Consider the following 13,933-nt stretch of genomic DNA (forward strand, 5'->3'; position numbering starts at 1 on the left):
GCGGCTGATTCTCATTCTTTTAATTCATCAATTGTCATTTGTCTTCCATCGAGGCGCTCGAACAGCATCTGGGTTTGCTCGTCCAGCGCATCATCGACATCGATATGCTTCGGCTCCGGCAATTCGCGTATGGAGGCCAATCCAAAATAATCAAGAAATGATTTCGTTGTTCCGTATAAGATTGGCCTGCCGATGGCTTCCGCGCGGCCCACCTCTTCGATCAAATCTTTTGATACCAGAGATTGTATGGCACGATCGCTCTTCACGCCGCGAATTTCTTCGATATCGATACGCGTGATCGGCTGTCTGTAAGCGACAATAGATAATGTCTCCAGCGCTGCCTGCGACAGCTGAGCCCTGGTAGGCGTATAAGCCATGCGTTCAAAATACAGTGCATGCTCCGGGTGGGTCGTCATCCGGTAGGCGGATGCAACCTCGGTAATTTGAATTCCCCGCTCCTCGCGCTGCAAATCCCGTTGCAAGTCATATACCAATTCAGAGGCAAAGTCGGAATCCATCTCCAAGATATCCGCCAATTGGCGTTTGGTTAATCCTTCATCGCCGGCCATGAATAGAAGTCCCTCAATAATCGACTTCAACTTCTGATAATCCATTTTCTTCCGATTCTCCTCTCCAATGAATGACGATATCTTCAAAGAGCGAATGCTGGAAGCAGCGAATATGCTTCATCTTCATTAGCTCTAATATCGCAAGAAACGTCACCACGACCTCATGCCGATCCATGTTCTCGCGGATCAGTTTGGAGAACCTGACCGTCTCATATTGCTTAAGCACGTCCACGATATCCCTGATCCGGTCCTTGACCGATATCTCGTCCCGCTGTACGGTAGCGATTACGTTTCGCCTTGCGGCTTTGCGCAGCGCCTTCTGGAAAGCAGCGACCAAATCCGAGACATGCAAGCCTTCAACGGGATTGATGATTTCTTCTTTTAGAAATGGGGTCATATCCTCCGGCTCTCTGGAAAATACGAGACTGCGCTCGAATTCCTTCTCCCGCAGCTGATCCGCCAATTGCTTGAACTTGCGGTATTCCACCAGCTTCTGAATCAGCTCGTCGCGAGGATCGAGGCCGTCATCTTCCCATTCCTCGTAATGATCTTCAAAGACGGGAGGTTTCGGCAAGAGCTGCTTGCTCTTAATTGCCAGCAGAGTCGCCGCCATGACGAGAAACTCGCTGGTTACATCCAGCTCCAGCTCCTTCATGGCATCCAGATACTCCATATATTGAATGGTAATTTCGCTAATGGATACCTCATGGATATCAATCTCAGCCTTGTCGATCAAATGAAGCAGAAGGTCCAGCGGACCTTCGAATGCTTCCAGCTTATAAAGCACAGACACTCTTGCAACCTCCCGCGTTGTACAGCTGGCCGGTTATCCTTGCAGCTGTTTCGTTAAATTCGCCATCTCGATCGCGGTAACAGCCGCTTCGTAGCCTTTATTGCCTGCTTTCGTACCTGCGCGCTCAATGGCTTGCTCGATAGAATCGACCGTCAATACACCGAAAATCGTCGGAACGCCTGTTTTGAGCGCTACGGCAGATACGCCTTTAGCCGCTTCGTTGCACACATAATCGAAATGAGGCGTAGCGCCTCTGATGACAGCGCCAAGCGTAATAACGGCGTCGTATTTGCCGCTCTCCGCCATCTTTTGCGCGATTAGCGGAATTTCGAAAGCGCCCGGTACCCAAGCCACTTCCACATCCGATTCGGAAGCTCCGTGACGCTTGAACGCATCCAAAGCTCCGCCTAGCAGCTTGCCGCTGATGAACTCATTAAATCTTCCAACCACTACGCCATATTTTAACCCTTCTGATACTAAATGTCCCTCATAAATTTTCGTCATGTTCAAAACATCCTCTCAAATTTGTTTGTATGGGTCTAATTTATTGTTCCTGCTGGGGTACCGCATCCGGCTCCAGACCTTCTATACGCAGCATGTGGCCAAGCTTCGCCTGCTTCGTGCGCAAGTAATGGCGATTGCTCTCGTTCGCTTCCATCTGAATCGGAACGCGCTCGACTACTTCCAGGCCGTAGCCTTCGAGTCCTCTGATTTTACGAGGGTTGTTCGTCAGCAATCTCATCTTGGATACGCCAAGATCCTTCAAAATTTGAGCTCCTATGCCATATTCCCGCAAATCCGGAGCAAAGCCTAGCTTAATATTCGCTTCAACCGTGTCGAATCCCTGCTCCTGAAGCTCATAAGCTTTCAATTTGTTGATCAGACCGATGCCGCGTCCTTCCTGTCTCATATAGAGCAGCACACCGCTTCCGGCTTCATCGATTTGCTTCAGCGCCGCGGCAAGCTGTGGACCGCAATCGCAGCGGTGGGAGTGAAACACATCGCCCGTGAGGCATTCGGAGTGAACGCGCACTAATGTTGGTTTACTTGGATCAATCTCGCCTTTCACAAGCGCGACATGCTCTTTCTGATCCACCTGATTCGTATAAGCAATCGCTCTGAATTGGCCAAAGTCGGTCGGCATCTTCACATCAACCGCACGCTCTACCAGCTTCTCCTTCTCATTGCGATAGCGGATAAGCTCTTGAATCGTAACAAGCTTCAGGCCATGCTTCGTCTTGAATTCTACCAAATCGGGCAATCTGGCCATCGAGCCGTCTTCCTTAATAATCTCGCAAATAACGGCAGCCGGCTTGGAGCCGCTAAGCTTCGCCAGATCAATGGCAGCTTCCGTATGGCCCGCGCGTCTCAGCACGCCGCCTTCCTTGGCAATCAGCGGGAAGATATGTCCCGGCCGGCGGAAATCGCCTGCCTTCGCATCGGGATCGATCAATGCTTTTATCGTAAGCGACCGCTCATGAGCAGAGATGCCTGTCGTGGTCGACACATGGTCAATAGAGACGGTAAATGCCGTTCCGTGATAATCCGTATTATGCGTGACCATCGGCGGCAGTTCCAGCGCCTCGGCCCTCTCCTGAGTAATCGGCGCGCAGACCAGGCCTCTGGCTTCCGTAATCATAAAGTTGATAACTTCCGGTGACGCTCCGTCCGCAAGTGCGATCAGATCGCCTTCATTCTCGCGGTCCTCATCATCGACGACAATGACTGGACGGCCTTGCTTCAGTTCGCTTATTGCTGCTTCAATCGTGTCAAATACATCTTGTTCTTCGGCATGATTCATTTTGGTTCCCTCCCTGGCCTTCTATATTCTCTCTTATAAAAACCCATGCTCCGCCAAATAAGCGGTTGACAGCTTGGATGGTTCGTTTTTCTTAGGGGTGCTGTGACCCCTGAAATGCAGCAGATGGTCCACATACTTCCCGATAATATCGGTCTCGATATTCACAATCGAGCCTGGCTGCCTGTACTGCAGCGCAGTCTCGGCAAGCGTATGCGGAATGATCGATACGGTAAAGCCGTCTTCTGTTGTGTCTATAACGGTTAAGCTAATTCCGTCGATCGTAACAGAGCCTTTGGGGATAATATAGCGCAGCTGCTCCGGATCATCCAGCCGAATCCGAAACACGACCGCATTGGCATCCGCCTTGCGCGTGACGACCCTTCCGGTGCCGTCGACATGGCCCTGCACGATATGTCCGCCGAATCTGGCGCCGGCCTGCATGGCCCGCTCCAGATTAACCGGCTCTCCCGACTGCAGCAGATGCAGGCCGGACCGGCGATACGTCTCCGGCATCACATCCACCGCAAAGGATTGCCGATCGAAGGAAGTGACCGTCAAGCATACGCCATTGACCGATATGCTGTCGCCCAGCTTGACGCCTTCCGTTACGACTTTCGCCGCAATCGTCAAGATCATCGCTTCACCTTGCCTGTTCACGCTCTTCATCGTTCCTATTTCCTCTACCAAGCCTGTAAACATGAGTCCTAAGCTCCTTCCCTCGCGCCGGCTCGCCCTATCATGCCCCTGTATCCGCAGCGTATCTAGGATATCCGGTCACGCATATATCGTCTCCCGCCATCTCTACCTGAACCCGTTCCAATGGAATAGCCTCCGACATCGCGGCACGGCCGGGGAGCGCAATGTTTTGCGGTGCCTCGGCGCCGCCGATAAATTTGGTCGCATAATAGAGCACGACTTTATCGATCAGACCTTGGTCAAGCATCGTCCCGCTTAGCTTGCCCCCGCCTTCCAGCAAGATGGAGCCGATCTCTCGGCGCCCAAGCTCAGCCAGCGCTACTTTCATGTCCACGGCCGGACCGCTGCCGCAAGTGATGACATCGATGCCGGCCTCCTTCAGCAGCCGCTGCTTTTCGGTATCGGCTTGCTCAGTTGTCAGCACAATCGTAGGCGCCGATGGATCGCTCACCACACGAGCTTCAAGCGGAAGACGAAGCTTGGAGTCGACGATGATGCGGACCGGATGGATGGCAGGCACTGCCGCACGGGTCGTCAGCTGAGGATCATCAGCCAAAGCTGTTCCAATGCCAACCATGATCGCCGCATGCTGATGGCGCAGCGTATGCGTCTGCTCCCTTGCGACAGATCCTGTCACCCACTTGCTGTCGCCTTGCTCCGTTGCGATCTTGCCGTCCAGCGTGCTGGCCGTCTTCAAGGTTACGAACGGCAGGCGGGTTGTAATATACTTATTGAATTTCTCATTCAAGGCTTGGGATTCATGCTCCATCAAGCCCGTGCTGACTTCAATGCCATGCTTCCTTAACCGGTTCACTCCTGTACCGGAGACAACGGGATTAGGGTCGGTGGCCGCGACTACGACTCTGGCTGCACCAGACTTTATAATCAGATCACAGCAGGGCGGTGTTTTGCCATGGTGGCTGCAAGGCTCCAGGGTCACATAGACCGTCGCTCCTTGCGCTTCGCTGCCGGCCATCGACAGCGCATGCACCTCGGCATGGCCTTCGCCCCGCTTCAGATGAGTGCCGATGCCTACGATACGTCCTTCTTTCACTACAACGCAGCCAACAACCGGATTAATTCCGGTTTGCCCGGAAGCCTTCGCCGCCATCTGAATCGCCAGCGACATGTAATACTCGTCATTCAATATATCGATCAAGACGCAAAAACCCCCCATACCGGCAAGCTGGCCGACAGGGGGGTGAGATATCGAGAACAACGGCGTGAGTAATAAGATATGCCCATAAGCAAACAAGGCAAGCACCGCTAAGTCAGCACAAATAACCGTGCATAGCTGCGCCTTCATGCCAAAGCATGCTCCAAAACAGACCGCAATAAAGCGGTCTTGCATCTCTTACTCGCAAAGTCAACAAATAGACTTCTCCCTATACATGTGAAAAGATGCACAAGGGAAAATGAAAAATCTGTTGTACTGCATTGCCGAAGCTTCTCCTTCTCCCATCCAGACTATACTGTCGGTCCCGGATTTGCACCAGGTCCACCGTTCCAATGCCTCACAAGTTATTGCCCTTATGAGCTCATCAGCCCGGGTCACGGACTAACGGAATGCGCAGCACATACGGTTGTCCGTTCTGCGCTGCGCTCCGATCACCGCCGGTTGGGAATCTCACCCTGCCCCGAAGGAAAGCTAACTTACTAATTTATAGTACACATCGTACCATTATTTTTCGGAAACTTCAACTGTCTCCATTTTGTCTCCGCCTTTAAGCGCGTCAACAAACTCCATGCCTTTTGTTACTTTGCCGAAAACCGTGTGTCCGCCATCCAGATGCGGCTGCGGCTGGTAGCAGATATAGAACTGGCTTCCGCCTGTGTTGCGGCCGGCATGGGCCATCGCAAGCGTACCGCGCTCATGCTTGTTCGGGTTGATCTCACAGTTGATCGTGTAGCCTGGTCCACCTGCTCCGCTGCCATTCGGGCATCCGCCCTGTGCTACGAAACCTGGAATAACACGGTGGAAAGTCAGACCGTTATAGAAACCGTCGTTCGCCAGCTTCTCGAAGTTCGCGACAGTATTAGGCGCGTCCTGGTCGAACAGATCCAGATGAACCTCTCCGCCGCTCGCCAATTTGATTTTCGCTTGTTTTGCCATTATTGCATCTACCTTTCTTTATCCGAATAAGACTACGTTACCAATTCTGCCCTTACTTCGCAAGGGTTGATTTCTGCAGTCTTGCCGGAATCACGTCATTGCATACAATATTGTCAAGCGATTCGCGCTTAACAACAAGGTCTGCCTCGCCGTCTTTTACGAAGACGACAGCCGGACGGCGGATGCGGTTGTAGTTGCTTGCCATCGCGTAGTTGTATGCGCCTGTGCAGAATACGGCAAGCAGATCGCCGGTCTCCGCTTTCGGCAATTCCAGATCCCAAATGAGCATGTCGCCGCTCTCACAGCACTTGCCTGCAATAGACACCGTCTCTTCTGTCGCTTCGTTCGCTCGGTTCGCCAGAAGGGCCTCATAACGGGATTGGTACAGGGCTGGACGCGGATTGTCTGTCATGCCGCCGTCAACCGCGATGTATTTGCGTACGCCGGGAATATTTTTGCTAGTCCCTACAGTGTACAACGTTGTGCCGGCATCGCCGACCATGCTGCGGCCTGGCTCTACCCAAATTTCCGGAAGCGGGAAGTCCGCATTGGCAAAGTTGGTTTTGATTGCGTCCGTAATGGCGCCTACATATTCACTGACCGGAAGCGGCGTGTCGCCTTCTACGTAACGGATGCCGAAGCCGCCGCCCAGGTTGATTACCTTGAAGGTCAAGTCCAGCTCTGCGCGGATGGAAACGGCGAACTGAGCAACCTTGTCAACCGCCATACGGAAGCCTTCAACCTCGAAGATTTGCGAACCGATATGGGAGTGAACGCCCAGGATAACCAGATTGTCCAATTTCAGCGCTTCTTCAATCGCTTGCTTCGCAGCGCCGTTGCCCAGATCGAATCCGAACTTGGAGTCTTGCTGTCCTGTCGAAATATAATCATGCGTATGCGCTTCTACGCCTGGTGTAATGCGCAGCAGAATGTTTACTTTTTTGGCTTTGTCGCCGGCAAGGGCGTTAAGCAGCGCCAACTCGTCGAAGTTGTCTACGACGAAGCAGCCGATACCTGCGTCCAGAGCCATGTTGATCTCATCCGGCGTTTTGTTGTTGCCGTGGAAGTGGATGCGCTCTACCGGGAAACCCGCTTGCAGAGCCGTGAACAGCTCGCCGTCGGACACCACATCCAGCGATAGTCCCTCTTGCTCAGCGATGGCGCACATCGCCATGACACTGAACGCCTTGCTCGCATAGGCGACCTGGAAATTCAGTCCGGAAGCCTTGAATGCTTCGACATATTCTCTGGCGCGCTGGCGCACAAGAGCCTCGTCAACAATATATAATGGCGTACCGAATTTCTTCGCCAAGTCTGTGACGTCATTCCCGCCTAATTCCAAATGACCGTTTGCATTAATGTTACTCGTACCGTGCAGATACATTGCTACCCCTCGCTTTTTTGACGCTTCCATCATGAAGCGCTACTGATATTATTTGCAACTATAGCATCAGTATAACGCATGAGCAGCGCATCTGAAATGGATAATTTCGCATTTCATTTGTATTTTTACGTTCCTTTAGCTCGTCTCCGGCATCTTGTCCCGCTGCTGCGGCCTCAATATATTCGGCCTTGTCCGATTATAGAGAAGCGGCTGACGAATGACGATGCTGAGCAGCGCTTTCGCATCGAAGGGGATGATCGGCCACATATACGGACGGTTCATCGAACGCTCGTTCACCAGGAAAATGACAATCACGGTCGTTACAATGACGAACCCTGGCACGTTGAAGGCCGCCACCGCCATAAGCAGCACCAGGCGTACGATCCGGTTGGCAAGACCGAGCTCATAGCTTGGCGTAGCGAACATTCCAATTGCTGCGATAGCCATATAAAGGATAACCTCATTCACGAACAGCCCCGTCTGCACCGCAATATCGCCGATCAATATCGCAGCTACCAGCGACATGGCCGTCGCAAGGGTAGTCGGCGTATGTACGGATGCCATCCGCAGCAAATCGACGCCGATCTCCACGAGAAGAAACTGCACAAAGAGCGGAATTTTCCCCGTCTTGCTCGGCCCCAGAAACTCCAGCATCGGCGGCTTGAACTCCGGGTGCATGACGAACAAGAGCCATAGGGGCAACATAAATAGTGATGCAAATATACCAATAAATCTGACCCAGCGCAGATAAGTGCCAATGAATGGCGTCTGCCTGTTTTCCTCTGCATGCTGAACCAGGTCGGTATACGTTGTTGGCAATGTCATGACGCTGGGAGAGGTATCCACAAAGATGGCGACTGACCCTTCCAGCAAATGCGCTGCAACCGTATCTGGGCGCTCCGAATAGCGTACGAGCGGGAAGGGGCTCCAGCCGCGCTTGATCGTCGCTTCCTCCAGCTGCTTATCCGCAAGCGGCAAGCCGTCTACCTTGACCATCGATATTTTGTCCTTGATCGACTTCAGCAGCTCTTTATCTACAATATCGTCGATATAGGCAATACACACGTCCGTTTTGGTGCGCTCTCCGACCATGACCAGCTCATAGCGCAGCTTGGGATCGCGCAGCCTTCTGCGGACAAGGGAGATATTGACCATCAGCGTCTCGTTGAAGCCATCGCGCGCCCCGCGCACGACCTTCTCCAGGGACGGCTCCTCCATGCCGCGTGCCGGAAAGTTTTTGGCATCGATCTTCAGCGCTTTGCTTTCTCCATCAATGAATAAGGCGCTGCCGCCAGCCAGCACAAACGTAATCAGCATATCCCAGTCTTCTTCCTTGTCTACTTGCGCAGCAGGCACATAGAAGTCCAGGAACGAATGAAGCGCATCGCTGCTTAAATCGCCTGGCTCCAGATAGGTCAGTCTCATGAGCACTTCCGTCAATACTTCTTCCTTCACCAGGCCATTCAGGCAAAAAAGCGCCGTCCTCTTCTCTCCGAATGTCATCTCCCGTACGACAACATCAAAGCTTGTTTTGTAGCCCATCTCCTCCAGCTTCTTCAGCACAGTGTCCAGATGATGGGGAATCGGTTCCCTCTTCTTCTTCTCTTTCTCCTCTTTCTCCTCTTGCTCCTCGATCCCCCTGCTGACTTGCATAATCTCATCGAAGCTGTTGCCTTCCTCCTCAGCTCCGCCTCGGCGAGATTCTTCCTGCAACTGGTCTTCGGATATAAATTGCGGCTTCATCCCGCCGTCCTTGCTAACTTCCTCGTTCTCTCTTTGCATATCACTCATCATCGGCCCACCTCGTTTTCTGTTTGCTCGCTTTACCACTGGAATACTAGCCAATCGAACAAGGAACCAAATGTTTTCCCCAATACCATCGCCATTACAAGTCCTACGATATAACGTGACAGCTGCAGCCGCTTCGCCAGAATCGGCAGAACGTTCATGACTTCCGTCAGCGCAGCGGCCAGCATCCCTACAAAGATTCCGTCGAACAGCCCCGCTCCGCTTAAGAATAGCGGTGGAGGCAGCGACAATCGCCAGTCCATAAAGTCGGCGAATGTCCAATAGAGCGCTCCGCTAATAATAGCTGTCTCGAACCAGATCGATAGTCGGAATGCGTTCGTCAGCTGCGCCAGCCGCGGTATCAGATCGAAGACAATCAAGAGCGCCACGAGCCCGCTGCCCACCGCCAGGCCTCCGCCAATGCCCAGCACGGCAATGAACAAGTTCGCCAATAGATCAATCATGGGAACCGCCTCCGTGGAGCTGGTCGTAATTGGCCTTTTTCCTCATCTCATCCGCAATGACGTAGTCATTAATATTTTCCTGGTACATGAACAGCTCGACCTCCAGCGGGTTGGGCTCTTCATTAAACCGCTTGCGGAAGATGTGGTTGAAGAACAGCACCATACCCAGTCCGACACCGAACGAATACGGGATTTGGAACCAAAGCGGATGCTCCGTCTTCTTCCCCGTTACAAGCTCGACAATACGGATATGGACTTCCTTCATGCTCACGTCTGTGTGGAAATTCATAATGGCCAGCCCCGCTCCAAAAAAGAGCAGCAGCCACGCAAGCACAAGCAGTGCGTACCTCGGCTTGACCGGCTTGTCGGCAACCATCAGCAGCACCTGCGGATCGCCGTAAGCTTCAATCGTCACGTCAGGATATAACTGCCGTATCGACTTGACGATCTGGAGCATATCAATGACGACGCGGTTGCCGTCCTGCTTGCTATGCTCGTAGAGCTTGAGACTCTTCAAGCTGTCCTCCAACCCGTCATCGTCCGTCATCAGTCTCGCCACTTGTCCAAGCGTAACCGTGTGCGTGGGCCGGATGTAGATTCTTTTTTTCAATCGCAGATAGAGGACCCCATGGCTGGAACTGCCCATATGTCATCATCCCTTCTGCCCCTTCATGGCAATTCGTTTCTCGATTAGTATGAGACAAGGAGGATAAGGATACTCAGCCAAAAATATGAAGGTTTTGCATAAAAAAAGACCAAACCGCTATTGAGCGATTTGGTCCCTGATCGATTGCAATATTTTTTTCTCCAGGCGCGATACTTGCACCTGCGATATGCCTAGCCTGCTGGCGACCTCGGATTGCGTCTTGTCCCTGTAGTAGCGCAAGTAGACAATCAGTCGCTCCCTTTCGCTCAGCCCTTCAATCGCTTCTACCAGCGCCAGCTTATCGAACCAACGCTCCTGTGAATCGTCAGCAATCTGATCCATCAGCGTAATGGGGTCCCCGTCATTCTCGAACACCGTCTCGTGAATGGAGGTAGGCGGCTTGTTCGCCTCCTGGGCGAACACCACATCCTCCGGTGTAATGCCGAGGCGCTCCGCTACCTCCGATATCGTCGGCAGCCGTCCCAGCGTCTTCGACAGCTCATCCTTCATCTTGCGAACCTTGTTCGCTGTCTCCTTAAGCGACCGGCTTACCTTTAGCGTGCCGTCGTCCCGCAGAAACCGCTGAATCTCTCCGATAATCATCGGAACCGCATACGTCGAAAACTTCACGTCGTACGACAGATCGAATTTATCGACAGACTTCAGCAGACCGATACAACCGATCTGGAACAGATCCTCGGGCTCATAGCCCCGGTTGATGAAGCGCTGCACAACAGACCAGACCAGTCTGATATTGCAGTTGACAAGCGTGTCTCGCGCGACGGTATCCCCAGATTGGCTGAGAGCGATCAGACGTTTCACTTCCGCGTCATCCAAATAAGGCTGGGCTGTTTGCTTCAAATCGACATCCATGAGGCTCAACCCCTATGCTCTAATTGTAGAGCGCTTTTTTTGACTCGATTCTCTTCTGCATGTCTACCCGGGTTCCGCCGCCTATCGAGCTGGAAACCTCGAAGCGGTCCATAAAATTTTCCATAATCGTAAATCCCATTCCGGAGCGTTCCAGCTCCGGCTTTGACGTATAAAGCGGCTGACGAGCCAGCTCGACGTCCTCAATACCGCGGCCGCGATCCGATACGACGATGGATACCATGTCCATATCGATAGAAGCTTCAATATCCACCATCTTTGTCCCGTCGCTATCATAGCCGTGTATGATCGCATTGGTTACGGCCTCCGAGACGGCCGTCTTCAAATCGTTCAGCTCTTCCATGGTCGGATCCAGCTGAGACACGAACGCCGCGACTGCGATGCGAGCAAAGGCTTCATTCTCCGAACGGGCGCTGAACGACAGCTTTAATTCGTTGCGGCTTGTCATGACACCACCTCCAAACTCGTAATCGCGCTTCGCTCATTGTCGTGAATGGCAATGATTTTGAACAATCCCGACAGCTCGAACAATCTGCGTACGGCGGGATTGACATCACAGACTACCATTTTTCCGCCCTTGGCCTTCACTTGCTTGTAGCGGCCCAATATGACACCGAGTCCCGAACTGTCCATGAACCCCAAATCCTTCAGGCTCAAAATGACATGGGAGACGCTGTCGCGCAGTAAGGCTTCCTCCATCTTGTACCGGACAATATCCGCCGTATGATGGTCAAGCTCGCCATGCAACCGCACAATCAGCACTTTGCGGTAATGCTCCAATTCGATTTGCAGACTCATTCGCGCTGTTCATCTCCTTCAGGGTAATGGATACTCTTGCCGAGATAGAACTAGCAATTCTCTAAATGCCCTTCCAATTCCTGCACACCGACAAAACTAGAAGCATACCGCTAGGAGCTGACAAAAGCTGCACGATTCCCGCATTAATGGAACAATCCGCCTGCTGCACGGCCCAGAAGCTTCCACCAGCTGGCCTTGTCGATCTTATTAGGCGCAGCAATGTCATATTCCTTAAGCACCTGATCTCCCTGATAGACGATCAGCTTGCCAATCGATTGGCCTTCCTGAATCGGTGCCTTAAGCTGATCGTTAAGCTTCAGCTCATGCCGGATATCCGCTGTCGGCGTCCCTTTCTTCAGCAAGATGCTATATGGCTTCTCCGCAATAAGCTCAAGCTCGGATTCCATTCCCTTCTCGATTCGGGCTGTACCGATGGGGTCGCCTTCGCCTACAATCGGATAGTTCATGTATTGGGCGAATGCATAATCGAACATTTGAGATACCTCGTTGTTCCTGTGCTTGGTCGTTGGTTCGCCCATGACGACCGCGATAACGCGCAGATCATCCCGCTTCGCCGTTGCCGACAGACAATATTTTGCCTCGCTCGTAAAGCCGGTCTTAAGACCGTCCGCCCCGCTGTAGAAGCGAACAAGCTTATTCGTATTGACGAGCCAGAACGGCTTCTCCGACGATTTCCTGAGGTAGTCCTGGTATAATCCCGTATACTTCGTCACCTCTGAATGTCTCAGCAGTTCCCTAGACATGACGGCAATATCATGCGCGGAGGAATAATGTCCTTCAACCGGCAAGCCATTCGGATTGGCGAACTGCGTATCATTCATGCCAAGCTCCTTCGCCTTCTCGTTCATCATAGCGACGAATTGGCTCTCCGTGCCCGCAAGCTTCTCCGCCATTGCGACCGACGCATCATTGCCTGATGCCAGCGCGATGCCTTTGATCATATCCTCGACAGACATCTCTTCGCCTTGCTCCAGAAAGATTTGCGATCCGCCCATGGATGCGGCGTATTCACTTGTACGCACCATATCGGTCAGCTTGATTTTCCCTTCATCCAAAGCTTCCATGACGAGCAGCAGAGTCATAATCTTCGTAATGCTGGCAGGCGGAAGCCTGTCGTGGCTGTTCTTCTCGTAGATGATCGTTCCGGTATCGGCATCCATAAGGATAGACGACCTTGCGGATGGCGCCAGGTCGATTGTCCCTGAGCTTTGCTGCTGCGGCGCTTTCTCCTCAGCGAGCGCTGCCGCTGGCAGCATAAGCGTACATGTCATAACTATTGCGATTAATGAAGCTACTGATCTCTTCAACGAAATGTCCCTCCTGATAGATAGATGTGCAATACGGCACTATTTTCCTTTCCAGTGTTGACGCTATCGCTGGAAATTATTCCTTGGCGGAGCATTTCGTGAATGGATTAAATTGTAAAAAACGTGCTGATTTTCACTTTCTGCAACTATTAAGCGCGTGGTTTGTAGGGAGCGGATAAGATGAAAAGAAATACTCGAATGGCAGCGCGTGCTTGAGAGAGGTCATCCCCGTCGCTATCTGGAAACGGAGCATTTCAAAGGTTATATCATTTAAGTCGCTCAAACCGACCTATTAACCATTAAGCGTCTCACAAAGCGTTTTAAGTCGATTTCACAGGCATATTCCCGCTTTACCTGCCTCACTGGCTCATTTAAGTCGCTCAAACCGACCTATGCCTCCAGTTGAACGCTAACAGACCAATTAAGCCGATATCACCGACCTATTTATCACCTGGTCGCCTCCCTAGCTCATTCAGTCGATTCTACCGACTTATTTCCCACCCGAGCGCCTCCCTAGCTCATTCAGTCGATTCTACCGACTTATTTCCCACCCGTGCGCCTCCCTAGCTCATTCAGTCGATTCTACCGACTTAATTCCAACCCGTGCGCCTCCCTAGCTCATTCAGTCAATTCTACCGACTTATTTCCCACCCGTGCGCCTC

The 13,933-nt window shown here is 52.3% G+C and carries 15 protein-coding genes and 1 riboswitch; all 15 genes read right to left on the reverse strand.

Going from position 1 to position 13,933, the window contains the following annotated elements; genetic code table 11:
• Nucleotides 1-11: 11 nt before the first annotated feature.
• Nucleotides 12-614, reverse strand: a complete 603-nt coding sequence (gene scpB / locus AC0YNW_RS14505) for an SMC-Scp complex subunit ScpB (protein ID WP_387473827.1) — start codon at nucleotides 612-614, stop codon at nucleotides 12-14.
• Nucleotides 583-1,362 carry a segregation and condensation protein A gene (locus tag AC0YNW_RS14510; protein ID WP_387473830.1) on the reverse strand — a complete coding sequence of 260 codons (780 nt, stop codon included), beginning with the start codon at nucleotides 1,360-1,362 and terminating at the stop codon, nucleotides 583-585. Before AC0YNW_RS14510 ends, scpB begins: the two co-directional genes overlap by 32 nt.
• A 33-nt stretch (nucleotides 1,363-1,395) precedes the next feature.
• Nucleotides 1,396-1,866 carry a 6,7-dimethyl-8-ribityllumazine synthase gene (ribH, locus tag AC0YNW_RS14515; protein WP_120113199.1) on the reverse strand — a complete coding sequence of 157 codons (471 nt, stop codon included), beginning with the start codon at nucleotides 1,864-1,866 and terminating at the stop codon, nucleotides 1,396-1,398.
• Between the two features lie 40 nt (nucleotides 1,867-1,906).
• Nucleotides 1,907-3,163 (reverse strand): bifunctional 3,4-dihydroxy-2-butanone-4-phosphate synthase/GTP cyclohydrolase II, encoded by a 1,257-nt coding sequence (locus AC0YNW_RS14520; protein WP_387473833.1) that lies wholly within the window; start codon nucleotides 3,161-3,163, stop codon nucleotides 1,907-1,909.
• Between the two features lie 33 nt (nucleotides 3,164-3,196).
• Nucleotides 3,197-3,862, reverse strand: a complete 666-nt coding sequence (ribE, locus tag AC0YNW_RS14525) for a riboflavin synthase (RefSeq protein WP_475832572.1) — start codon at nucleotides 3,860-3,862, stop codon at nucleotides 3,197-3,199.
• A gap of 37 nt (nucleotides 3,863-3,899) precedes the next feature.
• Nucleotides 3,900-5,036: a bifunctional diaminohydroxyphosphoribosylaminopyrimidine deaminase/5-amino-6-(5-phosphoribosylamino)uracil reductase RibD gene (gene ribD / locus AC0YNW_RS14530; protein ID WP_475832701.1), complete on the reverse strand. Its 1,137-nt coding sequence runs from the start codon at nucleotides 5,034-5,036 to the stop codon at nucleotides 3,900-3,902.
• A 269-nt stretch (nucleotides 5,037-5,305) separates the two neighbouring features.
• A riboswitch (FMN riboswitch) is annotated at nucleotides 5,306-5,508 on the reverse strand.
• 32 nt (nucleotides 5,509-5,540) lie between these two features.
• Entirely contained in the window at nucleotides 5,541-5,972 is a 432-nt protein-coding gene (locus tag AC0YNW_RS14535; protein ID WP_387473839.1) for a peptidylprolyl isomerase, read from the reverse strand.
• 52 nt (nucleotides 5,973-6,024) lie between these two features.
• The gene (gene lysA / locus AC0YNW_RS14540) at nucleotides 6,025-7,356 is read right to left on the reverse strand and encodes a diaminopimelate decarboxylase (protein WP_475832573.1); all 1,332 of its coding nucleotides are present in this window, start codon (nucleotides 7,354-7,356) and stop codon (nucleotides 6,025-6,027) included.
• Between the two features lie 135 nt (nucleotides 7,357-7,491).
• Entirely contained in the window at nucleotides 7,492-9,147 is a 1,656-nt protein-coding gene (locus tag AC0YNW_RS14545; RefSeq protein WP_475832702.1) for a spore germination protein, read from the reverse strand.
• 32 nt (nucleotides 9,148-9,179) lie between these two features.
• The gene (locus tag AC0YNW_RS14550; RefSeq protein ID WP_475832574.1) at nucleotides 9,180-9,608 is read right to left on the reverse strand and encodes a stage V sporulation protein AB; all 429 of its coding nucleotides are present in this window, start codon (nucleotides 9,606-9,608) and stop codon (nucleotides 9,180-9,182) included.
• Nucleotides 9,601-10,254, reverse strand: a complete 654-nt coding sequence (locus AC0YNW_RS14555; protein WP_475832575.1) for a stage V sporulation protein AA — start codon at nucleotides 10,252-10,254, stop codon at nucleotides 9,601-9,603. The genes AC0YNW_RS14550 and AC0YNW_RS14555 overlap by 8 nt, the downstream gene beginning before the upstream one ends.
• A 117-nt stretch (nucleotides 10,255-10,371) precedes the next feature.
• Nucleotides 10,372-11,127, reverse strand: coding sequence for an RNA polymerase sporulation sigma factor SigF (sigF, locus tag AC0YNW_RS14560; protein WP_387473853.1), 756 nt, complete (start codon nucleotides 11,125-11,127; stop codon nucleotides 10,372-10,374).
• Nucleotides 11,128-11,146: 19 nt separating this feature from the next.
• On the reverse strand, nucleotides 11,147-11,593 hold the full coding sequence (gene spoIIAB, locus AC0YNW_RS14565; protein WP_475832576.1) for an anti-sigma F factor: 447 nt from the start codon (nucleotides 11,591-11,593) through the stop codon (nucleotides 11,147-11,149).
• The gene (gene spoIIAA / locus AC0YNW_RS14570; protein WP_387473859.1) at nucleotides 11,590-11,943 is read right to left on the reverse strand and encodes an anti-sigma F factor antagonist; all 354 of its coding nucleotides are present in this window, start codon (nucleotides 11,941-11,943) and stop codon (nucleotides 11,590-11,592) included. Before spoIIAA ends, spoIIAB begins: the two co-directional genes overlap by 4 nt.
• Nucleotides 11,944-12,086: 143 nt before the next feature.
• Entirely contained in the window at nucleotides 12,087-13,271 is a 1,185-nt protein-coding gene (locus tag AC0YNW_RS14575) for a D-alanyl-D-alanine carboxypeptidase family protein (protein ID WP_475832577.1), read from the reverse strand.
• Between the last annotated feature and the right edge of the window lie 662 nt (nucleotides 13,272-13,933).

The organism is Paenibacillus sp. J31R120, assembly GCF_056269225.1.

Coding starts and splice junctions, on each gene's coding strand:
- scpB (WP_387473827.1), bottom strand. CDS start 614: ATGGATTATCAGAAGTTGAAGTCGATTATTGAGGGACTTCTATTCATG.
- ribH (WP_120113199.1), bottom strand. CDS start 1,866: ATGACGAAAATTTATGAGGGACATTTAGTATCAGAAGGGTTAAAATAT.
- AC0YNW_RS14520 (WP_387473833.1), bottom strand. CDS start 3,163: ATGAATCATGCCGAAGAACAAGATGTATTTGACACGATTGAAGCAGCA.
- ribE (WP_475832572.1), bottom strand. CDS start 3,862: ATGTTTACAGGCTTGGTAGAGGAAATAGGAACGATGAAGAGCGTGAAC.
- ribD (WP_475832701.1), bottom strand. CDS start 5,036: ATGGGGGGTTTTTGCGTCTTGATCGATATATTGAATGACGAGTATTAC.
- AC0YNW_RS14535 (WP_387473839.1), bottom strand. CDS start 5,972: ATGGCAAAACAAGCGAAAATCAAATTGGCGAGCGGCGGAGAGGTTCAT.
- lysA (WP_475832573.1), bottom strand. CDS start 7,356: ATGTATCTGCACGGTACGAGTAACATTAATGCAAACGGTCATTTGGAA.
- AC0YNW_RS14545 (WP_475832702.1), bottom strand. CDS start 9,147: ATGAGTGATATGCAAAGAGAGAACGAGGAAGTTAGCAAGGACGGCGGG.
- AC0YNW_RS14550 (WP_475832574.1), bottom strand. CDS start 9,608: ATGATTGATCTATTGGCGAACTTGTTCATTGCCGTGCTGGGCATTGGC.
- AC0YNW_RS14555 (WP_475832575.1), bottom strand. CDS start 10,254: ATGGGCAGTTCCAGCCATGGGGTCCTCTATCTGCGATTGAAAAAAAGA.
- sigF (WP_387473853.1), bottom strand. CDS start 11,127: ATGGATGTCGATTTGAAGCAAACAGCCCAGCCTTATTTGGATGACGCG.
- spoIIAB (WP_475832576.1), bottom strand. CDS start 11,593: ATGACAAGCCGCAACGAATTAAAGCTGTCGTTCAGCGCCCGTTCGGAG.
- spoIIAA (WP_387473859.1), bottom strand. CDS start 11,943: ATGAGTCTGCAAATCGAATTGGAGCATTACCGCAAAGTGCTGATTGTG.